Below are 21,729 nucleotides of genomic sequence, written 5' to 3' on the forward strand. Positions count from 1 at the left end.
AGTCAGCCGCCGGAGGTGTCCAGCTCTGCGTCCTCGCTGACGGCCGCGCAGTCGTACGGGTCCTTCAGCCAGCCGTCCGGCAGCACCACCCGGTTGTTGCCGGACGTACGGCCGCGCGGGCCGTCGGCGCCAACGGGCCACGCCTGGTCGAGGTCCAGTTCGTCGAGACCGGCCCGCAGCTCCTCCAGCGAGGACGTGATCGCGAGCCTCTTGCGCATCTCGGAGCCGACCGCGAAGCCCTTGAGGTACCAGGCGACGTGCTTGCGGAAGTCGATGACGCCCCGCGACTCGTCGCCTATCCACTCGCCGAGCAGCGTCGCGTGCCGGACCATGACGTCGGCGACCTCACGCAGGGAGGGCCGTGCACTGTGCCCATCAGTGCCTCCGGCACGGGCTTGGGTGCGGCCTTCGAACGCCGCCACCAGATCCGCGAACAGCCACGGCCGGCCGAGGCACCCACGCCCGACGACGACCCCGTCGCAGCCGGTCTCCCGCACCATCCGCAGCGCGTCCTCGGCCGACCAGATGTCTCCGTTGCCGAGCACCGGGATCTCCGGGACGTGCTCCTTCAGGCGGGCGATGGCGTCCCAGTCGGCCGTGCCGCCGTAGTGCTGGGCGGCCGTACGGCCGTGCAGCGCGATCGCCGTGACGCCCTCCTCGACGGCGATGCGGCCGGCGTCGAGGTAGGTGATGTGGTCGTCGTCGATGCCCTTGCGCATCTTCATCGTGACCGGGAGGTCGCCGGCGCCGGAGACCGCCTCGCGCAGGATGGCCCGCAGCAGGTTGCGCTTGTACGGCAGCGCGGACCCGCCGCCCTTCCTCGTCACCTTCGGGACCGGGCAGCCGAAGTTCAGGTCGATGTGGTCGGCGAGGTCCTCCTCCGCGATCATGCGGACGGCCTTGCCGACGGTCGCCGGGTCGACGCCGTACAGCTGGATCGAGCGCGGCTTCTCGGTCGCGTCGAAGTGGATCAGCTGCATGGTCTTCTCGTTGCGCTCGACCAGCGCCCGGGTCGTGATCATCTCGCTCACGAACAGCCCCTTGCCCCCGCTGAACTCCCGGCACAGCGTGCGGAAGGGCGCGTTGGTGATCCCCGCCATGGGTGCGAGCACGACGGGCGGCTGCACCGCGTGGGGGCCGATCTGCAAGGGGGACTCGGGAGTGGACATTGCTCCATTGTCGCGTACGGCGACGCGTGCTCGGCGGGCCTGTGGACAACCGCCGAGTCATGACCATGTAGCACTCATTAGTTAGACGCACTATTGATTCCGGCGTAGCATGGACGGCATGCCCGAGCCGAGCCCTCGTCGACGTCTGCTGGTCCTGGCGATCTGCTGCATGAGCCTGCTCATCGTCAGCCTGGACAACACCGTGCTGAACGTCGCCCTGCCCTCGATACGGCACGACCTGCACACCACGACCTCGGGCCTGCAGTGGATCATCGACGCCTACACGCTGGTGCTGGCCTCGCTGCTGATGCTCGCCGGTTCCACCGCCGACCGGATCGGCCGCAAGCGGGTGTTCATGGTCGGCCTGGTCGTCTTCGGCGTCGGCTCACTGCTGTGCTCCCTCGCCCCCAGCCTGGAGTCGCTGGTCGCGTTCCGCATGGTCCAGGCGGTCGGCGGCTCGATGCTCAACCCGGTCGCCATGTCGATCATCACCAACACCTTCACCGACGCGCGCGAGCGCGCCCGTGCGATCGGCGTGTGGGGCGCCGTGGTGGGCATCTCCATGGCGGCCGGACCCCTGGTCGGCGGTCTGCTGGTGAAGTCGGTCGGCTGGCGCTCGATCTTCTGGATCAACCTCCCGGTCGGCCTCGCGGCCGTACTGCTCACCCTGCGCTTCGTCCCCGAGTCCCGCGCGCCCCGGGCCCGCCGCCCCGACCCGGTCGGCCAGGTGCTGGTGATCGCCCTGTTCGGCTCGCTGACCTACGCGATCATCGAGGCGCCGGACTCGGGCCCCGGCACGGTCGCCCCCTTCGCCGCGATCGCCGTGGCGGCCCTGCTGGCGCTCCTGTGGTACGAGCCTCGCCGCGCCGAACCCCTCATCGACCTGCGCTTCTTCCGCTCGGCACCGTTCAGCGGGGCGACCGTGATCGCGATCAGCGCGTTCGCCGCGCTCGGCGGCTTCCTGTTCCTGTCCACGCTGTACCTGCAGAACGTACGAGGCCTCGACGCGCTGCACGCCGGCCTGTGGATGCTGCCGCTGGCCGCGCCGACATTCCTGTGCGCACCGCTGTCCGGACGGCTGATCGGCAGCCGGGGCCCGCGTCTGCCGCTGCTCGTGGCAGGTACGGCGATGACGGCGAGCGGCATCCTGTTCGCGGCCTTCGAGGCGGAGACGTCGAACACCACCCGCTTCATCGGATACGTCCTCTTCGGCATCGGCTTCGGCTTCGTGAACGCACCGATCACCAACACGGCGGTGTCGGGCATGCCGCGCGCCCAGGCGGGAGTTGCGGCTGCGGTCGCCTCTACGAGCAGGCAGCTGGGGCAGACCCTCGGTGTCGCGGTGGTCGGGGCCGTCCTGGCGTCCGGCATCGGTTCGTCCTCGTACAAGGAGGCCTTCGTGGCGGCGGCCCGGCCCGGCTGGTGGATCCTCACCGCCTGCGGCTTCCTCGTCCTCACCCTCGGCCTGCTCACCTGCGGTCGCTGGGCGCGGCGTACGGCCGAGCGGACGGCGGAGAGGCTGAGGACGGCGGAGGTACGGCAGGCGGTCGGGGCCTGACGCGCCGGACGCGTGATGCCCTCGGCACGGGCGCGTGCCGAGGGCATCCGGTGTCGAGCGTGGGTCACTGGGCTCAGCCGGCGTGCACCAGGGTCTCCTCGCTGCCGAGGCGGTCGGCGCGCGTGTTCATGTACATGGTGGTCTCGCCGTCCGACCAGCGGATGACGAGGTCGTCGGTCCGGCCGTTTCCGGTGAAGTCACCGGTCGTCATGGCCGCGTCGTGCTTCCAGAGACCGTTGGGGTCCAGGATGCGCTGCTCCTTGCCGAGTCCCGATGTGGTCGTGCCGACGTAGTTGTCGAGCTCGCCGTCGGTCCAGCGCACCATGAGGTCCCACTTCTGGTTGCCGGAGAACTCACCGCTGGTCAGGAGGGTGGCGTCCTTCCAGGTGTCGTTCTTGTCCTTGAGCTTGTGCTCCTGGCCGAAGGTGCCCGCGCTCACACCGGTGTAGAGGGTCACCTCCCCGTCGACCCAGCGGACGATCAGGTCGGTGACGTACTGGGAGGCGTTGAAGCGGCCCGCAGCGATCTGGGTCGCGTTCTTCCACAGGTCGTTGGGCTTGATCATCTGGGTGCCTGCCCAGTTCAGACCCTTGCTGCCGACGTCCCCGTACAGCGTCACCTCTCCGTCGGACCAACGGACCAGCAGGTCGAACCGGTTGGACCCGGTGAAGTCGCCCGCGGTGATGGTGGCCGCGTGCTTCCAGGTGTCGTTCTTGGCCAGCAACTGCCGCTCGCTGGTGAAGCGGCCGTTGCCGTCGCTGTTGTAGAGGGTGGTCTCGCCGTCGTCCCAGACCACGATCATGTCGCTGTGGCCCTTGTCGTTGAAGTCGCCCGAGGCCATCAGCTTGGCGTGCTTCCACGTCGGGCCGGAGCCCATGGTGTAGGGCAGACGCGGCTGTTGGTAGGGGCCGTAGTCGGGGTTGCGGCCCTGCTGGGCGTCGGCATAGAGCTTGAAGAAGCGGTCGCCGTACAGCGGGCTGTAGCTGATCTCGTTGTACCGGTGGTCGGTTTCGGGCACGTTCGGGCCGCCCTGGTTGAAACCGCCCACGTTGCCGACGATGGTGCCGGTGTTGCCGGAGGCGTCGAGCTTGGAGAACCACGGCCCGCCGGAGACCCCGCCCCACATGCCCGCGCAGTTGATCTGCATCTGGTAGTAGCCCGTCAGCCCGGTCGTCTGGACCTTGGGACAACGGACCGCCTGGTCCTGGGGGTTGTGCTCGACCTTCGGGTAGCCGATGACGGTCACGCTGTTGGTGTAGCCGGGCGTGCGGGCGAGCGTGTTGGCGCCCACGACGTCCTGGACGTTCTTCCGGCCGTTGGGCTTCAGGCTCGCGAAGGCGTAGTCCAGGTCGGAGTTCTTGCTCGTGTCCGAGGCGTACTGCTTGTCCCGGAACCACTTGTCGACCGCCCAGACCCCGTTCGGCTGCTGCGCCGCGGTCTTGGTGTGGTCGTACATGGGCACGAACATGGACTTCTGGCCGACACAGTGCCCGGCGGTGAGGATCAGGTTGTGCCCCCCGCTGCGGACAACACTGGCCGAACAGCGGTGGCCGCGCAGGCCCTTGTTCGTACTGAAGATCGTGCCGACGGACTTGATGCCCTTGAAGGGCTGGGCGGTGAGCCCGGCGCCGACACGTTGCTGCCCCAGTGCCGTCCAGCCCTTCGGCGGGGCGGGGCGGCCCGAGGGGTCGGTGGCCGCGGCCATGCGCTCGGGGGTCCAGAAGCGGATGGCGTCCTGGGCCGTCCAGTCGTCGTCGGTGGCCGGCACCGGCATCGACGCGCTCGGCGCCGGCTTCCCTCGAACGGGGGTCGCGGTGCCGGCCTGGGCCGCTGCGGCGTTGCCCAGCAGCAGCGCGGCGCTCAGCGCTGCGACAGCCCCGAGACGTATTCGTGTATCGAGCAATTCAGGATTCTCCTACTGAGGCAGGCCGGAAGACGGCACGAGGACGCGAAGGCAGGCCACTGCCACGCAACAGGCATCGGGCCACTGGTGCGGACTCCGACGCGTGCTCTTCCGACGGACTGCGCCGTGCTGTCGGCGCACCACGGCCCACCGCAGATGAATTCCCCCGTGCCGCCCCTCGGCGGCTGTCAACCGACCGTCGTCAGCGGTCGCAGCGGCCATGATCGCACGGCCACCGTACGTATGCACACGTTAATTCATGTGCTGCTCATCGCAGTTGGGGCGAGCCCAGTTCGATGCCGATGCCGCAGACCTGCGCCCGCACATGGTGCCCCTTCGCGTCGGTCATCTGGACGAGGGAACCACGCTTGTCGTGCGGGGGCACCACGGTGATCCTGGGGTCGTATTCGGCCGAGACCTCGCAGCTGTCACCCGGGGCGGCTGTCGCCTCGTAGAAGAGCGGAAACTCCACGGCGTGGCCCGGATTCAGCTCCAGGTGGACCGGTGTGGCCTTCTTCGGCTTCCCGTCGGCCGACGGCCCCTTGCCGACGTACACGTCGATGCTCGGGTAGCCGTCGAAGGCGCAGGACGCCGATCCCTTGTTCGTGGCGCTGAGCGTGGCCGCCGGAGCGTCGTGCTCCTTGCCGGGCAGACGGGTCAGTTTCCAGCTCAGCTGGGGCGTTTCGCACGCCGGGGGCCGGGCGTGCGAGGTCGTACCGTCGCTCTTGCCGCAGGCGGCCGCACCCAGCAGCACCACCAGGCCGAGAGCGGAGACCGCCAGTGTCCGCCTTGCCATGAGATCTTCCCCCTGGTGAAGACATCCCTGCGGGACCCGGTGCCACCGCTCCTGCCTCACCGCACAGACAGATGCAGCCCCTCCCGAGGAGGTTCCAGAAAATCGCCAGTCAGCTGCCCCGCGCGATCTCGTACAGCTTCTCCAGCCGCTCCCGCGTCTCCTCGTTCTTCGGGCTGTACGTCACCATCCGGGCCCCCGCCTCCGGGCCCAGCCACAGATCCGTGTGTTCCAGGGTGAGATGGCCCACGTACGGGTTGAGGAACTCCTTGATCTTGGTGCGCGTGCCCACCACCTCGTAGCGCTCCCAGTTCTCGCGGAACTCCGGGGACACCGTCTTCAGGCGCTTGAGGAGCATCTTCCAAGCAGGCTCGCCGAGGTGGCCCGCCATGGTGGCGCGCAGCCTGGCGGCCATCAGGCGCTGGGTGTCCTCCAGGTGCACGATCGCCGCGTGCCAGTCGCTGTTGGTGTACACGAGGAGCATGCAGTTGCGGTCCTCCGGCGGGACCGCGTCCAGGTCGCCCAGGAGGCGGGCGTAGGTGCGGTTGTAGGCGAGGATGTCGTACCGGCTGTTCTGGATGCAGGCGGGGATCGGCTCCAGCTGGCGGAGCAGCTCGCGCAGGGCCGGGGTGACGCTGGGGCAGCTCGCGGCCGGGGTCGGGTCGGTGGCGCCGGCCAGCTGGAAGAGGTGGGCGCGCTCGCTGGCGTCCAGCATCAGGGTACGGGCCAGGGCGTCCAGGACCTGCACGGAGACCTGGATGTTGCGGGCCTGTTCGAGCCAGGTGTACCAGGTGACGCCGACCGCGGAGAGCTGGGCGACCTCCTCCCGGCGCAGACCGGGGGTGCGGCGCCGGGATCCGCGCGTCAGGCCCACCTGCTCGGGCGTGATCCGCTCGCGGCGGCTGCGCAGAAAGGCGGCCAGCTCGTGCCGACGGATCTCCGCGCCCGGGGCCATGGGGGCGGCGGCGGTCTCCTGCGCCATCGTGCTCATGTCTCCAGGGTGCCGTCCGGCGGAGGCTGTTGCCAGGTGGTTCTTGTACCGGGATAAGGAGACTCTGGTACCACTCTGAGGGGGGCCGCAGGCTCGGAGGCATGACAGAGACCGTCACCACTTCCGCCGTCCGTGCCCGGGCGGCTGCGCCGGGGCTGAGCGGGCCGGGGCTGTTCACCGTTCTGCTGGCCGCGGCGCTGCCGCTGGTCGACTTCTTCATCGTCAATGTCGCGCTGCCCACCATCGGTGCCGATCTCGCCGCCGGTGAGTCCGTTCTCGAACTGGTCGTGGCCGGGTACGGAGTCGCGTACGCCGTGCTCCTCGTGCTCGGCGGGCGGCTCGGGGACCTGTTCGGGCGGCGTCGGCTGTTCCTCGGCGGTATGGCCGCCTTCGGGCTGACCTCGCTGGCCTGCGGACTGGCCCCGGGTGCCTGGAGCCTGGTCGCGGCGCGGGTCGCACAGGGGGCGTCGGCAGCGGCCATGCTGCCGCAGGTGCTCGCCACCATCCAGGCCGCCACGAGCGGCGGCCGCCGGGCCCGGGCCATGAGCCTGTACGGCGCCACGGCCGGGCTGTCCATGGTGGCCGGGCAGATCCTGGGCGGGGTGCTGGTCGCCGCCGACGTCGCCGGGACCGGGTGGCGGGCGATCTTCCTCGTCAACGTGCCGGTCGTGCTGGTGGGGCTGCTGCTCGCCGTGCGGTTCGTGCCGGAGACCCGGTCGCAGCACCCGGAGCCGGTCGACGGGCCCGGCACCGTGCTGCTCGCGGTGTCCCTGCTGACGCTGCTCGCCCCGCTGACCGAGGGCCGGGCGGCGGGCTGGCCGCTGTGGACGTGGCTGTCGCTGGCCGCGTTCCCGTTCACCGCGGCCGCGTTCTACGCGGTGGAGCGGCGGGCGGACCGGCAGGGGCGGACCCCGCTGCTGCCGCCGAGCCTGTTCGCACTGGCGTCCCTGCGGCGGGGTCTGGTGCTGATGCTGCCGTTCTCCATCGGCTTCAGCGGGTTCATGTTCGTCATCGCGCTGGCGCTCCAGCAGGGGGCCGGACTCGGGCCGGTGCCGGCGGGGCTCGCGCTCGCGCCGATGGCCGTGGCGTTCCTGTTCGTCTCGCTGGCCGGGCCGCGGCTCATCGCCCGGTACGGCACCCGGGTGGTCACCGCCGGCTCCGTCGTGCAGGGCGTGGGCGTCCTGCTGATCGTCCTGGCCGCCTGGCGCGACTGGCCGCACCTGGGCTTCGTCGCGCTGCTGCCGGGCGCGGCCGTCGCCGGGGCCGGGCAGGCGCTGCAGCTCCCCAACGTGTTCCGGATCGTGATGTCCGAGGTGCCGCCGGCCCGGGCGGGCGTCGGCAGCGGTGTGATGGTCACCACCCAGCAGTCCGCGCTGGCGCTGGGCGTGGCCACCCTCGGCACCCTCTTCCTCGCCCTCGTACCGCACCAGGGCATGCGGGACGCGCTGGTCATCACGCTGCTGGTGCAGCTGGCCGGGATCGTCCTGACCGGCCTGCTCAGCCTGCGGCTGCCCCGCACGGTCGGCTGAGCCCGGGGCACGGCTTGGCCAACACACCGTGAATGCCCCCCTCTTGATGTTGAACCTGCTGCACACTCCGTAGGGCCTGTCATCGATGTGTGCCGGACGCGGGGAGGCGTCATGCCGCAGGACAACAGCACGAGCAAGGTCAGCCGCTGGGACCAGCACGGCCGGGAGCACGTGGTCCGGGTGCAGCGCAGGGGTGTGCAGCGCACGATCAGATGCGACACCTGCGGCTGGCGCGTGGGCGCGCAGTTCCTGCCCTGGCTGAAGGCGGAGGAGCATCTGGCGGAGGCCCATCAAGCGACGGTGGACCCATCGGCCGACCGGCAGCCGTCCCGCTGAGCGGTCCGGCATCGGCAAGGTGAGGGTTACGAGGCGGGCTCGCCCCTGGTGACCTGCGGTTCTTACCGAGATCCAAGGCTGCTGCGGCCTGCTCGGGTGGCCGCTGCCCCGGCCCGGGGCCCGCCTGGGAGGGTCCATCGAGCGACAGGACGGGAGACCCGCACGACCTCCGTACTCCGCCACCGTTACGGCCGCGCGCTCGGCGCCGGCGCCCTCTCCGTGGCGTTGCTCTCCGGCGGGACGGCCGGAAGCCTTCGCCGCAAGCCCGACCCCGAGCACCATGGCCTCGATCACCGTCAAGGCCGACGAGACCGGGGTGAAGGCCGGAGACAAGGTGACGTTCAAGGGACGCACCAAGGGCCTGAAGATCGGCACCCCGCTCGTGCTCCAGCACGAGAAGTCCGGCAAGTGGACCTCGCTGAGGGCGACCGCCAAGGTCAAGAAGGGCAGCTCGTACGCCCTGATACACCCCTGATGGGCGACTTCCGGCGCTGCATGGCGGGCGGCTGGGCAGGGCCTGTCGTTCACGGGCGGAGCAGGGGGGCGTGCCCGGTTGGGGGATTCCAAGTGGCCGCGCATCTTCGTGCCTTGAATACTCCTGACAGGAGCCCTTGCACGCTTCGGACCTGCCCTTTTCTCCTGGGGTTCACCTCGACGGAGCGCAGCAACGGGCATCCCCTGTGTCTGGGCAGGTCGCGGATTCCCCGCCCGGGCGTCTTGCGGTCGCTGCTCTCCCCCACGGCAGGAAAGGCATCAGAATGTCACGTTTGGCGCATTCGGCGCGTCGTGTCCGCCCGGGTTTAGCCGCCCTCACCACCGCCACCGCTCTGCTCGCCGCCTGCGTCGTCCAGTCGACGCCGGCGGCTGGGGCAGCGGATGGGACGAACACCGCATCGCAGACGGCCGGCGCCCGGGCCGGCGGCGGTGCCCCGTCGGGTGTCTCCACCCTGTCCGACAAGTGGAACAGGCCCTGGGCCATCAGCTTCCTGCCGAAGCGGACCTCGGCGCTGGTGACCGAACGTCACACGTCCTCCGTGTACCTTCTGGGGCAAAACGGCTCCAAGAAGTACGTGGGCACGGTCCCCCAGACGGTTGTCCCCGACGTCGATCCCGCGAAGGGCGACGGCGGGCTGCTCGGGGTTGCCCCCTCGCCGACCTGGAACGGCACCACGGACAAGGACGTGTTCTTCGTCCACACGGCCGCCGAAGGCATCCGCGTCGTGAAGATGAAGTTCAACGGCACCTCGCTCAGCGACTACACCATCATCGTCGGCGGAATCAGGAGGGGCTCGAACCACAACGGCGGCAAGATCGCCTTCGGTCCCGACGGATACCTGTACGTGTCCACCGGCGATGCCATGATCTGGAATCTCGCGCAGGACAAGAACCGGCTCGAGGGGAAGATCCTGCGCATCACCAAGACCGGCGCGCCGGCGCCCGGCAACCCGTTCGGCAACCGCGTGTACAGCCTCGGGCACCGCAATCCCCAGGGCTTCGCCTGGGATTCCCGTGGCAGGCTGTGGGCAGCCGAGATCGGCGAGGCCGCCTGGGACGAACTCAACCTGATCAAGCCGGGCGCGAACTACGGCTGGCCCAAGTGCGAGGGGTACTGCTCCGCCGCGGGAATGACGAATCCCAAGTTCGTCTGGAAACCCGCCGACGGAGGCGTGCCCGCCCAGATCGCGATCGTCAACGACGTCATCTACGCGACGACGCTGCTCGGGCAGCGGCTGTGGCGGCTGCCGATCGACGGCACCGGCCAGGGGATCGGAACGCCGAAGTCGTACTACATCAACACCTACGCGCGGCTGCGGGCCCTCGCCAAGGTGCCCGGCAAGAACGAGCTGTGGATGGGCACGAGTGACCACGGCACCGACAGGGACTTCGTCCTCAAAGTGACGATCAAGTAGCCCCCTCGCCGCCGCGAAGGGGTGAACCCACCTCCCCCGATAAGGAAGGTACGCACGATGAACGAAGCCATCGAACAGGCGGACCAGGCGGTACAGGCGGCCCGGACCACCTGGGCGCCGATCAACGCGACCGGCTGGCAGGCCCCCGATTACACGGTCGTCGACACCGCGCTGGAGGTCACCGCCTACTCCCTGACAGCCCGTTAACCCGCCGCCGACGGCGGCATCCCCCAGTGGAACCGCGCGTGCCCCGGATGCCTCGGGGCACGCGCCCGCCCCCGAAGAGATGGTGATCGAGCTGTGACCACGGCACCCACCCACGTCGCCGAGCCCTGGAGTCCCGCGGAGTTCGAGGCCCGCCTGCGTGCGGTGAGCCAGGAGCGGTATCACGACCGCCACCCCTTCAACGTCCGCATGCACGAGGGCCGCCTCAGCCAGGCCGAACTGCGCCGTTGGATCGCCAACCGCTTCCACTACCAGCGCCACATCCCCGTCAAGGACGCGCTGATCACGGCCAAGCTGGACACCCCGCTGCTGCGGCGCATGTGGCTGCGGCGGATCGAGGACCACGACGGGCGCAGGGAGGGCGAGGGCGGCATCGAGCGATGGCTGCGGCTCGGCGAGGCGGCCGGCCTGGACCGCGAGACCCTGCTGTCCGGCCGGGCCGTCCTGCCGGGGGTGCGGCTGGCGGTCGAGGGCTATGTGAACTTCTGCCGCCTGCGTTCGCCGCTGGAGGCGGTGGCCGCTTCGCTCACCGAGTTGTCCGCCCCCGATCTGATGCGGCTGCGCATCGAGGCCTTCGAGCGCCACTACCCGTGGATCGAGGCGGACGGGCTGGCGTACTTCCGCACCCGCGTGGAGCAGGGCCGACGCGACAGCACCGAGGCGCTCGCACTCGTCCTGGAATGGGCCCGCACCTGCGCGGAGCAGGAGCGGGCCGTGGCCGCGCTCTCCTTCAAGTGCGATGTGCTGTGGACGCTGCTCGACACCGTGCAGCAGGCCGGGCGGTCCGAGCCCGCCGACCAGCGGGAGCAGGACGGACGGCCGGAGCGGGACGCCCTGCCGGTGCGCGTGTGATGACGGCGCCCCAGCACGAGTGGCGCCCCGCCCTCGCCCCCGCCCTGATGCTGCGGCACGACACCGTCCGCGGCACGGATCTGCTGGTCCTGCCGGAGCGCGTCGTCGTCCTCAAGGGACACGCCGGCCCGATCATCGCCCTGTGCGACGGCACCCGCACCGTGCCCGGCATCGTCGACGCACTGGCCGGGCGCTTCCCCGGCGCGCCGGTGGCCACCGACGTCCCCGTCTTCCTCGACCGCCTGCACCGGGAGGGCTGGCTCCAGTGACCGACCCCCTGCACCCCGGACCCCCGCCACCTCCCTGGGCCCTGCTCGCCGAACTCACCCACGCCTGTCCGCTCCACTGCCCCTACTGCTCCAACCCGCTGGAACTCGCGCGCCGTTCGAGCGAGCTGAGCACCGGGCAGTGGACGGACGTGCTGCGCCAGGCAGGTGAGCTGGGCGTCGTCCACACGCACCTGTCCGGCGGTGAGCCACTGCTGCGCCCCGACCTGGAGGAGATCGTCGCCGCCGCCGAGGCCGCCGGGATCTACACCCAGCTCGTCACCAGCGGCACCGGCCTGGACGGGACCAGGCTGGCCGCGCTCACCGCGGCCGGGCTGCGCAGCGTCCAGCTCTCCGTCCAGCACGCCGACTCCCGTGCCAACGACCGCATCGCCGGACGCCCGTCCTCCTTCGCCGCCAAGGAAGAGGCCGCGGCCCTCGTCCGCCGGGCCGGGCTCCCGCTGGGCCTCAACATCGTCCTGCACCGGGACAACCTCGACGCCGTCGACGCCCTGATCGAGCTGGGCGTGGCCTGGGGCGCGGACCGCATCGAGCTGGCCAACACACAGTTCTACGGCTGGGGTCTGCTCAACCGGGCGGCACTGCTGCCCACGCGCGACCAGGTCGCCCGCGCCCGCGAGGCCGTCGAGCGCCGACGGGAGCGGCTCGCCGGCCGGGTCGAGCTGATCTGGGTCGTCCCCGACTACTTCGACGGCATCGCCAAACCCTGCATGGGTGGCTGGGGAGCCGTCTCGCTCACGGTCGCCCCCGACGGGACCGCCCTGCCCTGCCCGGCCGCCGCCTCCCTGCCGGACCTCGATGCGCCCAACGTCCGCGACCGCCCCCTCGCCTGGATCTGGGAACAGTCCCCGGCCTTCAACCGCTTCCGCGGCACCGACTGGATGGCCGGCCCCTGCCGTGGCTGCCCCCGCCGGGAAGAGGACTTCGGCGGTTGCCGCTGCCAGGCCTACGCCCTCACGGGCGACCCCGCCCGCACCGACCCGGCCTGCAGGCTCTCCCCGGACCACCACCTCGTCCGCCGGCTGTCCGAGGCCGACCCGCTCCAGCCGCCTCCGCCGTACACCTACCGCCGGCCCGGGGCGGTACCCGCGTCGTCCTAGCCTGTCCGGCGGATCAGGCCGGAGGAAAGTAACGGCGCCTGATCAGCGCAGGTGAGCGGGGCCTGGTGCGTCCAGCTGCAAGGCGGAGGAGGGCGGCGACGCGATGGGGGTGCCCCCGCGGTGGGGGTCCCTCCCGCTCGGGCGAAGCCGAGAGTGGGGGAGCAGCCGAGCGTGGGGGAGTCGGCAACCGACGACAACGCCGCAGATGGGCGTGCCAGGCCCCGCGCCTCCGGCATGATCCGCCGGACAGGCTCTAGGCGTGCAGACCGCGCAGCAGCAGGTCCACCATGGCTGCGAAGTCGTCCTCGGCGCCCGGTTGCTCCCACTCACGCGCGTAGCACGGGTCGTGGAAACGGCCGGTGGCCTGGAAGACGGTGCGGGCGGTGGCGGCCGGGTCGGCCGTGGTGAAGGTGCCGGCGCCGACACCCGCCTCGATGATCTGCGTCAACTGGCCGGTCAGGTCGGCGATGTGCGCACCGACCGCTTCGGTGTTCTCCTCGGCCAGGACGCTGTAGGTCGCGAAGAGCTCGGGGTCGTCGCCCGCCTTCCTGCGTTTGGCGGCGAAGAGGGCCGCCAGCCAGTCCCGCAGCCGGGACTCCGGGTCGCTGTCCTCGGCGACGATGCCGGAGAGGGCGTCCGAGGTGCGGTCGAGCCACCGCTTGGTCACCGCCTCCCGCAGTGCGGCCTTCGTCCGGAAGTGCCGGTAGACACTGCCATGGCTGACGCCGAGCGCGCGGGCCACGTCGACCACGGTGGCCTTGGCCGGGCCGTGGCGGCGCAGCACCTCCTCGGTCGCTTCGAGGATGCGCTCGGCGGTCAGGGTCTCGGTGGGCGGTGCCATGCCCTAGACCGTACCGGGCGTCATGGTCAGCGCTCGCTGTCGAGGTGGGCCATCGCGGCGGACGGGTAACGGTCGCCGGCCGCGGCGTCCGCCGGCACGGCCTCCTCGATCGCCGCCAGGTCGGCCGCGTCCAGGGTCACGTCCAGCGCGCCCAGCGACTCGCCCAGCCGCTCGCGGGTGCGCGCGCCGATGAGCGGCACGATGTCCTCGCCGCGGGAGAGCACCCAGGCGATGGCGATCTGCGCGACGGTGACGCCCTTCTCTCCGGCGATCTTGCGGAGCGCGTCGACGAGGTCGAGGTTGCGCTGGAGGTTGTCGCCCTGGAAGCGGGGCGAGTAGGCGCGGAAGTCGTTCGCGGCGAGCTGCCGGTCGCGGGCGAAGTGCCCGGAGATCAGACCGCGCGAGAGAACGCCGTACGCGGTGACGGAGATGCCCAGCTCGCGGGTGGTCGGCAGGATCTCCCGCTCGATGCCCCGGCTGATCAGCGAGTACTCGATCTGGAGGTCCGCGACGGGCGCCGTGGCGGCGGCCCGGCGGATGGTCTCGGCGCCGACCTCGCTCAGGCCGACGTGCCGGACGTACCCCTTCTCGATCAGTTCGGCGATCGCGCCGACGGTCTCCTCGATCGGTACGTCCGGGTCGAGGCGGGCGATCCGGTAGACGTCGATGTGGTCGACGCCGAGGCGCTGCAGGGAGTAGGCGGCGAAGTTCTTCACGGCGGCGGGGCGGCCGTCGTAGCCGGTCCATTCGCCGTCGGGGCCGCGCAGGGCGCCGAACTTCACGCTGACCAGCGCCTGTTCACGCCGGGCGGCGGGCGCGGCGCGCAGGGCCTCACCGATCAGCATCTCGTTGTGGCCCATGCCGTAGAAGTCGCCGGTGTCCAGCAGGGTCACGCCCGCCTCCAGGGCGGCGTGGATGGTCGCGACGGACTCCGCGCGGTCGGCGTCGCCGTACAGCGCGGACATGCCCATGCAGCCGAGGCCGAGGGCGGAGACCTGGGGGCCGGTGGTTCCGAGGGTTCGGGTTCGCATCGTCATGTCCTCCACCTTGCCATGACAGCTGACAGATTTCAATATCTGTCAGTCCATATTTGTCAGTCGTTCCCCGAACGCCATTTGGTCCAGACCTATTGACGAGAGGTCTGGACCAGCTGCACTGTCATGTCTACGACACCCGCGCGCACCCACCCCGACCCCCACCGGGAGGCTCCGCATGCTCCGCCGCACGCTCGGACTGCTCACCGCCGCGCTCACCACGGCCGTCCTCGCCCCGCTCGCGATCGCCACCGCCCCCACCGCCTCGGCCGCCGACACCTGCGCCGTGAAGTCACGCCCGGCCGGCAAGGTGCTCCAGGGCTACTGGGAGAACTGGGACGGCTCGGCCAACGGTGTCCACCCGCCCTTCGGCTGGACCCCCATCACCGACTCCCGCATCCCCGCCCACGGCTACAACGTGATCAACGCGGCCTTCCCGGTCATCCGCTCGGACGGCACGGCGCTGTGGGAGGACGGCATGGACAGCGGCGTGAAGGTGGCCACGCCCGCCGAGATGTGCGCGGCCAAGGCCGCCGGCCAGACCGTCCTGCTCTCCATCGGCGGCGCGGCGGCCGGCATCGACCTCAGCTCGTCGGCGGTCGCGGACCGCTTCGTGGCGACCATCGTCCCGATCCTGAAGAAGTACAACTTCGACGGCATCGACATCGACATCGAGACGGGCCTGGTCGGCAGCGGCAGCATCAGCCGACTCTCCGCGTCCCAGGCCAACCTGATCCGCATCATCGACGGGATCCTCGCCCGGATGCCGTCGAACTTCGGCCTCACCATGGCCCCGGAGACCGCGTACGTCACCGGCGGCAGCGTCACCTACGGCTCGATCTGGGGCGCGTACCTGCCGATCATCAAGAAGTACGCGGACAACGGCCGGCTGTGGTGGCTGAACATGCAGTACTACAACGGCAGCATGTACGGCTGCTCCGGCGACTCCTACTCGGCGGGCACCGTCGCCGGCTTCACCGCCCAGACCGACTGTCTGAACAAGGGCCTGGTGGTGCAGGGTACGACGATCAAGGTGCCGTACGACAAGCAGGTGCCGGGGCTGCCGGCGCAGTCGGGCGCGGGCGGCGGCTACATGTCACCGTCCCTGGTCTCCCAGGCCTGGAAGCACTACGGCACCTCACTGAAGGGCCTGATGACCTGGTCGATCAACTGGGACGGCTCGAAGAACTGGACCTTCGGCGACAACGTCAGGTCCCTGCAAGGGCGTTGACATCAGCGGGCGGTCAGCGCCAGCTTCGCGCCGAGCGCGAGGAAGGACCCCGCGAAGCTCCGCCGGAGCCAGGCCATGACCTTCGGCCTGGAGGTGACATGGCTGCGCACGGAGGCGGCGAGAACGCCGTACAGAGCGAAGACGACGAAGGTCAGCAGCATGAAGACACCGCTCAGGCCCACCATGCGCGGGAGTGCGTGCGGCTCGTCGGGGCTGACGAACTGGGGCAGGAAGGCGAAGAAGAAGATCGTCAGCTTGGGGTTGAGCATATTGACCAGCACGCCCCGGACGATCACCTGAACCGCCGACCGGGCCTCGCCGTCCTGCTCGACGACGAGCGCCTCCTTGTCCCGCAGCGTCGCCCACGCCATGTAGAGGAGGTAGGCCACACCGGCGTATTTGAGGATCTGGAAGGCGGCAGCACTGGCGTTCAGCAGCGCGGCGACACCGGTGACGGTGGCCAGCACGTGCGGCACGATCCCGAGCGTGCAGGCGAACGCGGCGACGACACTCGCGCGGCGGCCGTGCGAGAGGGCGGCGGCGAGGGTGTAGACGACGCCGGTGCCGGGGGTGGCGACGACGACGAGGGTGGTCAGCAGAAAGGCGAGACTCATGCGGCCCACCTTGGCGAGCCACCGCCGTCACTTACAGGACCAATGAGACCCGGGTATCGAGGGCCACCGGAAACGCCCGCCCATCCAGCCGACCGGGTCGGGTGGACGGGCGGGCGATAAAGCGGCTGAATTGCCGAAGGTCTCAGCAGCCCAGCAGGCGGCCGGCGAGGTAACCCTCGATCTGGTCCAGCGACACCCGCTCCTGCTTCATCGAGTCCCGCTCACGCACGGTCACGGCGTTGTCCTCGAGCGTGTCGAAGTCGACGGTCACGCAGTACGGCGTACCGATCTCGTCCTGGCGGCGGTAGCGGCGGCCGATGGCGCCGGCGTCGTCGAACTCGATGTTCCAGTTCTGCCGAAGGGCCTGGGCGAGACCCTTGGCCTTCGGGGACAGCTCGGGGTTACGGGACAGCGGCAGCACGGCCACCTTCACCGGAGCCAGACGGTGGTCGAGGCGCAGCACCGTCCGCTTCTCCATCTTGCCCTTGGCGTTCGGCGCCTCGTCCTCGACGTAGGCGTCGAGCAGGAAGGCCAGCATGGTGCGGCCGACACCGGCCGCGGGCTCGATGACGTACGGCGTCCAGCGCTCGCCGGCCTCCTGGTCGAAGTACGACAGGTCCTGGCCGGAGGCCTTGGAGTGGGCGCCGAGGTCGTAGTCGGTCCGGTTGGCGACACCCTCCAGCTCGCCCCACTCGCTGCCGCCGAACTGGAAGCGGTACTCGATGTCGGCGGTGCGCTTGGAGTAGTGGGAGAGCTTCTCCTTCGGGTGCTCGTACCAGCGCATGTTCTCAGTGCGCAGGCCCAGGCCGGTGTACCAGTTCCAGCGCTGCTCCATCCAGTACTCCTGCCACTTCTCGTCCTCGCCCGGCTTGACGAAGAACTCCATCTCCATCTGCTCGAACTCGCGGGTCCGGAAGATGAAGTTGCCGGGCGTGATCTCGTTGCGGAAGGACTTGCCCATCTGCGCGATGCCGAACGGCGGCTTGCGGCGCGAGGTGGTCTGCACCTGGGCGAAGTTGGTGAAGATGCCCTGGGCGGTCTCGGGGCGCAGGTAGGCGATCGAGCCGGAGTCCTGGGTCGGGCCGAGGTGGGTGGAGAGCAGACCCGAGAACTGCTTGGGCTCGGTGAACTGGCCCTTGTTGCCGCAGTTCGGGCAGTTGATGTCGGCCAGGCCGTTCGCGGGGGCGTGGCCCTTCTTCTCCTCGTACGCCTCTTCCAGGTGGTCGGCGCGGAAGCGCTTGTGACACGAGGTGCACTCGGTCAGCGGGTCCGTGAAGGTGGCGACGTGGCCGGAGGCGACCCACACCTCGGAGGCCAGGATGACGGACGAGTCGATACCGACGACGTCCTCGCGCGACGTCACCATGTAGCGCCACCACTGACGCTTGATGTTCTCCTTGAGCTCGACACCCAGCGGTCCGTAGTCCCAGGCGGCACGCTGTCCGCCGTAGATCTCACTGCACGGGAAAACGAAGCCACGGCGCTTGCTCAGGCTGACGATGGTGTCGATCTTGTCGGCGGCCACGGTGCTCTCTTCATTACGACGACGGGCGTGTGAAGCGAGATGCTTCCAGCGAATGATTCAGGTTACCGGCGCAGGCTCCCCCTCGGCCAAATCGGCCCCCTGTTCCGGGCCTCCCACCAGGCTTGTTGACAACGGTTTCCATGTTTGTTGAAAATGACTGTCATGAACGTACGACGACAGCTCATACCCGCGGTGGCGACGGCCGCGGTCACCGCCCTCGGACTCGCCACCCTCTCCGCCTGCTCCGGCGCGAGCGCCGCGGGCAACACGAGCAAGTTCGACGTCGTCGCGTCGTTCTATCCGATGGCCTTCCTCGCCGAGCAGATCGGCGGCAGCCACGTCCATGTCACCACGCTGACCTCCCCCGGCCAGGAGCCGCACGACCTGGAGATCAGCCCGCAGCAGATCGCCGGGCTCGGGGAGTCCGACGCGGTCCTGTACCTGAAGAACCTCCAGCCCTCCGTCGACAACGCCGTGGCCCAGTCCCCGGTGAAGACGAAGATCGACGCGGCCTCCCTGACCACGCTGGAGGAGCACGGCAACGAGGTCGGCGGCCACGCGGCCGCGCACGACACGCACGAGGGCGAGGAGTCCGGCGGCAAGGACCCGCACCTCTGGCTCGACCCGGTGCGCTACGCCCAGGTCGCCGAGGGCGTCGGCAAGGCTTTCGAGAAGGCCGACCCGGACCACGCGGCCGACTACAGGAAGAACACCGCCGCGCTGGTCAAGAAGCTGGACGACCTGAACACACAGTTCAAGGACGGCCTTGCGCACACGAAAACCAAGGTCTTCATCACCACGCACGCCGCCTTCGGCTACCTCGCCGAGCGCTACGGCCTCACCGAGGAGGCCATCAGCGGCCTCGACCCCGAGTCCGAGCCCAGCGCCGCGCGCGTCAAGGACCTGGAGACGATGGCCAAGGCCGACGGCGTCACCACCGTCTTCTACGAGACGCTGGTCAGCGACAAGACCGCGAAGACCATCGCGGGCGACGCGGGCCTGAAGACGAACGTCCTCGACCCGATCGAGGGCATCACGAAGAGGTCCCGGGGGACCGACTACTTCTCGGTCCAGGAAGCCAACCTCAAGGCGCTCCAGCAGGCCCTGGACGCCAAGTGACCGGCACGGAGGACGACATCATGGGCGAGCCCGTCATAGCGATGCGCGGGGTGCGGGCGGAACTGGGCTCGCGCCCGGTGCTGCGCGGCATCGACCTCACCGTGCACGGCGGCGAGGTGGTCGCGCTGCTCGGCGCGAACGGCTCCGGCAAGTCGACGGCCGTGCGCAGCATCATCGGCCAGGTGCCGGTGAGCGGCGGCACGATCGAGCTGTTCGGCACCCCGCGCCGTAGCTTCAGGGACTGGGCGCGCGTGGGCTACGTACCGCAGCGCACGTCGGCCGCGGGCGGGGTCCCGGCCACGGTGGCCGAGATCGTCTCCTCGGGGCGCCTGGCCCGCACCCGCTTCGGCGTCTTCCGCAAGGCGGACCGCGAGGCCGTGCACCGGGCCCTGGAGCTGGTCGGCATGGCGGACCGCGCCAAGGACTCGGTGACCGCGCTCTCCGGCGGCCAGCACCAGCGGGTGCTGATCGCCCGCGCCCTGGTCGCCGAGCCCGAGCTGCTGATCATGGACGAGCCGATGGCGGGCGTCGACCTGGCCAGCCAGGAGGTGCTCGCGCGCACGCTCCGCGAGCAGGTCGCGGCCGGCACGACGGTCCTGCTCGTGCTGCACGAACTGGGCCCGCTGGAGCCCCTGATCGACCGGGCCGTCGTCCTGCGTGACGGCTGCGTCGTGCACGACGGCCCGCCCCCCAAGGCCCTCGGCCAGCATGCGCTGCCCGGCCACGACCACGTACACCCGCACGCACCCGCGGGCGCCGAACCGATCCGCACGGGACTGCTGAGCTGATGGACCTCCTGAACTACGCCTTCATGCAGCGGGCGCTCGTCGCGGCCGTCCTGGTCGGCATCATCGCGCCCGCGATCGGCATCTACCTCGTCCAGCGCCGCCAGCCCCTGATGGGCGACGGCATCGGGCACGTGGCGATGACCGGCGTCGGCCTCGGCTTTCTGCTGAACCAATCGCCGGTGTGGATGGCCACGGCCGTCTCCGCGCTCGGCTCGGTCCTGATGGAGCTGATCCGCTGGTACGGCAAGACGCGCGGTGACATCGCCCTCGCGATGCTCTTCTACGGTGGCATGGCCGGCGGCGTGATGTTCGTCAACATCGCTCCGGGCGGCTCGAACGCCAACCTGATGTCGTACCTGTTCGGCTCGCTGTCGACGGTCGCCCCCTCGGACGTGACCGCGATCGTGATCCTCGCCGCGTTCGTGATGCTCGTGACCCTCGGGCTGCGCCGCCAGCTGTTCGCGGTCAGCCAGGACGAGGAGTTCGCGCGGGTCACCGGGCTGCCGGTGCGCGCCCTGAACCTGCTCACCGCCGTCACGGCGGCGGTCACCGTGACCGTCGCCATGCGGGTGGTCGGCCTGATCCTGGTCTCGGCGCTCATGGTCGTACCGGTCGCCGCCGCGCAGCAGCTCACCCGCAGCTTCGCCGCGACCTTCGCGATCGCCGTGGCCCTCGGTGTCACCGTGTCGATCGGCGGCACGGTCACCTCCTTCTACCAGAACGTACCGCCGGGCGCGACGATCGTCCTGCTGACCATCGGCGCGTTCGTCGTCCTCACCGCCCTGGCCACTCCCCTGGCCCGCCGACGCGCCCGTGCGGCCGCCGCGGCACAGCCCGCGGGCGACCCCACGGAATGCTCGATTCCGGCCACCCGGGGGGCCGCGGACGAGGTCGGCGTCTGACCGCGCTCAGCCCGGGCTGGCACAATGGCCCGGGCAGACGCGAGACATGAGGAGGCAACCGGTGACGACCGCTGGACCGCCCGTGAAGGGCCGTGCCACCCGGCAGCGTGCCGCTGTGGCGGCGGCCCTCGACGAGGTCGACGAGTTCCGCAGCGCGCAGGACCTGCACGACATGCTCAAGCACAAGGGCGACTCGGTCGGCCTGACCACGGTCTATCGCACCCTCCAGTCCCTCGCCGACGCCGGCGAGGTCGACGTCCTGCGCACCTCCGACGGCGAGTCCGTCTACCGCCGCTGCTCCACCGGCGAACACCACCACCACCTCGTCTGCCGCGCCTGCGGCAAGGCGGTCGAGGTCGAGGGCCCGGCGGTGGAGAAGTGGGCGGAGGCGATCGCGGCGGAGCACGGCTACGTCAACGTGGCGCACACCGTGGAGATCTTCGGCACCTGCGCGGACTGCGCCTCCGCCGCGAACTGACGCTCAGGCCCGGGTCAGGTTGCGGTCGAGGATCTCCCGCAGCCTGTCCACGTCGGCGGGGTTCCGCAGGCCGCGCTTGGGCAGCACGGTGAAGCAGGTGGCGTTCTTGTCGTCGCTGAAGGTGAGGAAGGCGTCCTTGGTCTCCCGGTAGCACGGCTGGGCGGCCCAGTTGACCGACGCCGTGCTGTTGTCGGTGGCCATCGTCAGCCCGGCGTCCGTGACGGTCACGCGGTGCACCCCGTTGCGGGCGACGACCTTCATGAGCTGGCGGGCCTGCAACTGAGGTATGAGGAACAGCAGTCCCACGGCCAGAGGCAGGTAGATCAGCAGGAACCAGTCGGCGTCTCCTCCGACCACCGCGACCCCTGCGCTCAGCACCCAGGTGACGACCAGCAGCACCAGGGCCGCCTTCCGGATCCGCCCCACCCGGTTGAACCGCTTGCGCTCCCGCAGTGCCCCCGCGAAATCCCCCGCGACCGGCTGGTACGCCAGCTCGACCACGCATTGTTCGGCGTCCCGCCCCATGTCCATGACCATGAGGCGG

Annotated in this window: 23 protein-coding genes; 14 read left to right on the forward strand and 9 right to left on the reverse strand. The window is 70.2% G+C overall.

The genetic code is table 11. The features are described 5' to 3' along the window. Nucleotides 1–2: 2 nt before the first annotated feature. Nucleotides 3–1,169, reverse strand: a complete 1,167-nt coding sequence (dusB, locus tag ACZ5DS_RS04155; protein ID WP_468233727.1) for a tRNA dihydrouridine synthase DusB — start codon at nucleotides 1,167–1,169, stop codon at nucleotides 3–5. Nucleotides 1,170–1,287: 118 nt separating this feature from the next. Here dusB and ACZ5DS_RS04160 point away from each other — a divergent pair, with 118 nt between their 5' ends. Continuing rightward, on the forward strand, nucleotides 1,288–2,727 hold the full coding sequence (locus ACZ5DS_RS04160) for an MFS transporter (RefSeq protein ID WP_468233730.1): 1,440 nt from the start codon (nucleotides 1,288–1,290) through the stop codon (nucleotides 2,725–2,727). A gap of 73 nt (nucleotides 2,728–2,800) precedes the next feature. On the opposite strand, the gene ACZ5DS_RS04165 is transcribed toward ACZ5DS_RS04160, so the two are convergent. From ACZ5DS_RS04165 to ACZ5DS_RS04175, 3 genes are all read right to left on the reverse strand, one after another. Beyond that, nucleotides 2,801–4,630 carry a trypsin-like serine protease gene (locus ACZ5DS_RS04165; RefSeq protein ID WP_468233732.1) on the reverse strand — a complete coding sequence of 610 codons (1,830 nt, stop codon included), beginning with the start codon at nucleotides 4,628–4,630 and terminating at the stop codon, nucleotides 2,801–2,803. A 268-nt stretch (nucleotides 4,631–4,898) separates the two neighbouring features. Beyond that, nucleotides 4,899–5,426 (reverse strand): DUF4232 domain-containing protein, encoded by a 528-nt coding sequence (locus tag ACZ5DS_RS04170; protein ID WP_468233734.1) that lies wholly within the window; start codon nucleotides 5,424–5,426, stop codon nucleotides 4,899–4,901. Between the two features lie 109 nt (nucleotides 5,427–5,535). Continuing rightward, nucleotides 5,536–6,414, reverse strand: a complete 879-nt coding sequence (locus ACZ5DS_RS04175; RefSeq protein WP_468233736.1) for a helix-turn-helix transcriptional regulator — start codon at nucleotides 6,412–6,414, stop codon at nucleotides 5,536–5,538. A gap of 101 nt (nucleotides 6,415–6,515) precedes the next feature. Between ACZ5DS_RS04175 and ACZ5DS_RS04180 the strand changes: the two genes are divergently transcribed. From ACZ5DS_RS04180 to pqqE, 8 genes are all read left to right on the forward strand, one after another. Beyond that, entirely contained in the window at nucleotides 6,516–7,943 is a 1,428-nt protein-coding gene (locus ACZ5DS_RS04180) for an MFS transporter (protein WP_468233739.1), read from the forward strand. Between the two features lie 111 nt (nucleotides 7,944–8,054). Continuing rightward, complete coding sequence (locus tag ACZ5DS_RS04185) at nucleotides 8,055–8,279, forward strand: hypothetical protein (protein ID WP_468233741.1); 225 nt, start codon at nucleotides 8,055–8,057, stop codon at nucleotides 8,277–8,279. A 280-nt stretch (nucleotides 8,280–8,559) separates the two neighbouring features. Beyond that, nucleotides 8,560–8,754 carry a hypothetical protein gene (locus ACZ5DS_RS04190; RefSeq protein ID WP_468233744.1) on the forward strand — a complete coding sequence of 65 codons (195 nt, stop codon included), beginning with the start codon at nucleotides 8,560–8,562 and terminating at the stop codon, nucleotides 8,752–8,754. Between the two features lie 283 nt (nucleotides 8,755–9,037). Then, the gene (locus tag ACZ5DS_RS04195) at nucleotides 9,038–10,189 is read left to right on the forward strand and encodes a PQQ-dependent sugar dehydrogenase (RefSeq protein WP_468233746.1); all 1,152 of its coding nucleotides are present in this window, start codon (nucleotides 9,038–9,040) and stop codon (nucleotides 10,187–10,189) included. 57 nt (nucleotides 10,190–10,246) lie between these two features. Next, nucleotides 10,247–10,396: a pyrroloquinoline quinone precursor peptide PqqA gene (gene pqqA / locus ACZ5DS_RS04200; RefSeq protein WP_468233749.1), complete on the forward strand. Its 150-nt coding sequence runs from the start codon at nucleotides 10,247–10,249 to the stop codon at nucleotides 10,394–10,396. Nucleotides 10,397–10,489: 93 nt separating this feature from the next. Then, a complete protein-coding gene (gene pqqC, locus ACZ5DS_RS04205) occupies nucleotides 10,490–11,266 on the forward strand; it encodes a pyrroloquinoline-quinone synthase PqqC (RefSeq protein ID WP_468233752.1) in 777 nt (258 codons plus the stop codon). Beyond that, nucleotides 11,266–11,535 carry a pyrroloquinoline quinone biosynthesis peptide chaperone PqqD gene (pqqD, locus tag ACZ5DS_RS04210; RefSeq protein WP_468233754.1) on the forward strand — a complete coding sequence of 90 codons (270 nt, stop codon included), beginning with the start codon at nucleotides 11,266–11,268 and terminating at the stop codon, nucleotides 11,533–11,535. Before pqqC ends, pqqD begins: the two co-directional genes overlap by 1 nt. Next, nucleotides 11,532–12,653 (forward strand): pyrroloquinoline quinone biosynthesis protein PqqE, encoded by a 1,122-nt coding sequence (gene pqqE / locus ACZ5DS_RS04215; RefSeq protein ID WP_468233756.1) that lies wholly within the window; start codon nucleotides 11,532–11,534, stop codon nucleotides 12,651–12,653. Before pqqD ends, pqqE begins: the two co-directional genes overlap by 4 nt. 253 nt (nucleotides 12,654–12,906) lie before the next feature. On the opposite strand, the gene ACZ5DS_RS04220 is transcribed toward pqqE, so the two are convergent. Both ACZ5DS_RS04220 and ACZ5DS_RS04225 read right to left on the reverse strand, forming a co-directional pair. Beyond that, nucleotides 12,907–13,494 (reverse strand): TetR/AcrR family transcriptional regulator, encoded by a 588-nt coding sequence (locus ACZ5DS_RS04220; RefSeq protein WP_468233759.1) that lies wholly within the window; start codon nucleotides 13,492–13,494, stop codon nucleotides 12,907–12,909. A 26-nt stretch (nucleotides 13,495–13,520) separates the two neighbouring features. Further along, entirely contained in the window at nucleotides 13,521–14,531 is a 1,011-nt protein-coding gene (locus ACZ5DS_RS04225) for an aldo/keto reductase (protein ID WP_468233762.1), read from the reverse strand. Between the two features lie 175 nt (nucleotides 14,532–14,706). Here ACZ5DS_RS04225 and ACZ5DS_RS04230 point away from each other — a divergent pair, with 175 nt between their 5' ends. Then, complete coding sequence (locus tag ACZ5DS_RS04230) at nucleotides 14,707–15,759, forward strand: chitinase (RefSeq protein ID WP_468233765.1); 1,053 nt, start codon at nucleotides 14,707–14,709, stop codon at nucleotides 15,757–15,759. Between the two features lie 2 nt (nucleotides 15,760–15,761). Here the strand turns inward: ACZ5DS_RS04230 and ACZ5DS_RS04235 are convergent, their stop codons facing one another. Together ACZ5DS_RS04235 and ACZ5DS_RS04240 are read right to left on the reverse strand one after the other, a co-directional pair. After that, a complete protein-coding gene (locus ACZ5DS_RS04235) occupies nucleotides 15,762–16,373 on the reverse strand; it encodes a LysE family translocator (RefSeq protein ID WP_468233767.1) in 612 nt (203 codons plus the stop codon). 142 nt (nucleotides 16,374–16,515) lie between these two features. Next, nucleotides 16,516–17,898 carry a glycine--tRNA ligase gene (locus ACZ5DS_RS04240; protein WP_468233771.1) on the reverse strand — a complete coding sequence of 461 codons (1,383 nt, stop codon included), beginning with the start codon at nucleotides 17,896–17,898 and terminating at the stop codon, nucleotides 16,516–16,518. 162 nt (nucleotides 17,899–18,060) lie between these two features. On the opposite strand from ACZ5DS_RS04240, the gene ACZ5DS_RS04245 reads away from it, so the two are divergent. The 4 genes from ACZ5DS_RS04245 to ACZ5DS_RS04260 all read left to right on the forward strand — a co-directional run bounded on the left by ACZ5DS_RS04245 (nucleotide 18,061) and on the right by ACZ5DS_RS04260 (nucleotide 21,185). Continuing rightward, on the forward strand, nucleotides 18,061–19,017 hold the full coding sequence (locus ACZ5DS_RS04245) for a metal ABC transporter substrate-binding protein (RefSeq protein ID WP_468233774.1): 957 nt from the start codon (nucleotides 18,061–18,063) through the stop codon (nucleotides 19,015–19,017). 17 nt (nucleotides 19,018–19,034) lie between these two features. Further along, nucleotides 19,035–19,805, forward strand: a complete 771-nt coding sequence (locus tag ACZ5DS_RS04250; protein WP_468233901.1) for a metal ABC transporter ATP-binding protein — start codon at nucleotides 19,035–19,037, stop codon at nucleotides 19,803–19,805. Continuing rightward, nucleotides 19,805–20,707 carry a metal ABC transporter permease gene (locus tag ACZ5DS_RS04255; RefSeq protein WP_468233777.1) on the forward strand — a complete coding sequence of 301 codons (903 nt, stop codon included), beginning with the start codon at nucleotides 19,805–19,807 and terminating at the stop codon, nucleotides 20,705–20,707. Before ACZ5DS_RS04250 ends, ACZ5DS_RS04255 begins: the two co-directional genes overlap by 1 nt. Nucleotides 20,708–20,768: 61 nt before the next feature. Further along, a complete protein-coding gene (locus ACZ5DS_RS04260; protein ID WP_468233779.1) occupies nucleotides 20,769–21,185 on the forward strand; it encodes a Fur family transcriptional regulator in 417 nt (138 codons plus the stop codon). Between the two features lie 3 nt (nucleotides 21,186–21,188). Here ACZ5DS_RS04260 and ACZ5DS_RS04265 read toward each other — a convergent pair whose 3' ends face one another. Continuing rightward, on the reverse strand, nucleotides 21,189–21,722 hold the full coding sequence (locus tag ACZ5DS_RS04265) for a hypothetical protein (RefSeq protein ID WP_468233782.1): 534 nt from the start codon (nucleotides 21,720–21,722) through the stop codon (nucleotides 21,189–21,191). Nucleotides 21,723–21,729: the final 7 nt, after the last annotated feature.

The sequence above is a fragment of the Streptomyces sp. NPDC031100 genome (assembly GCF_055570785.1).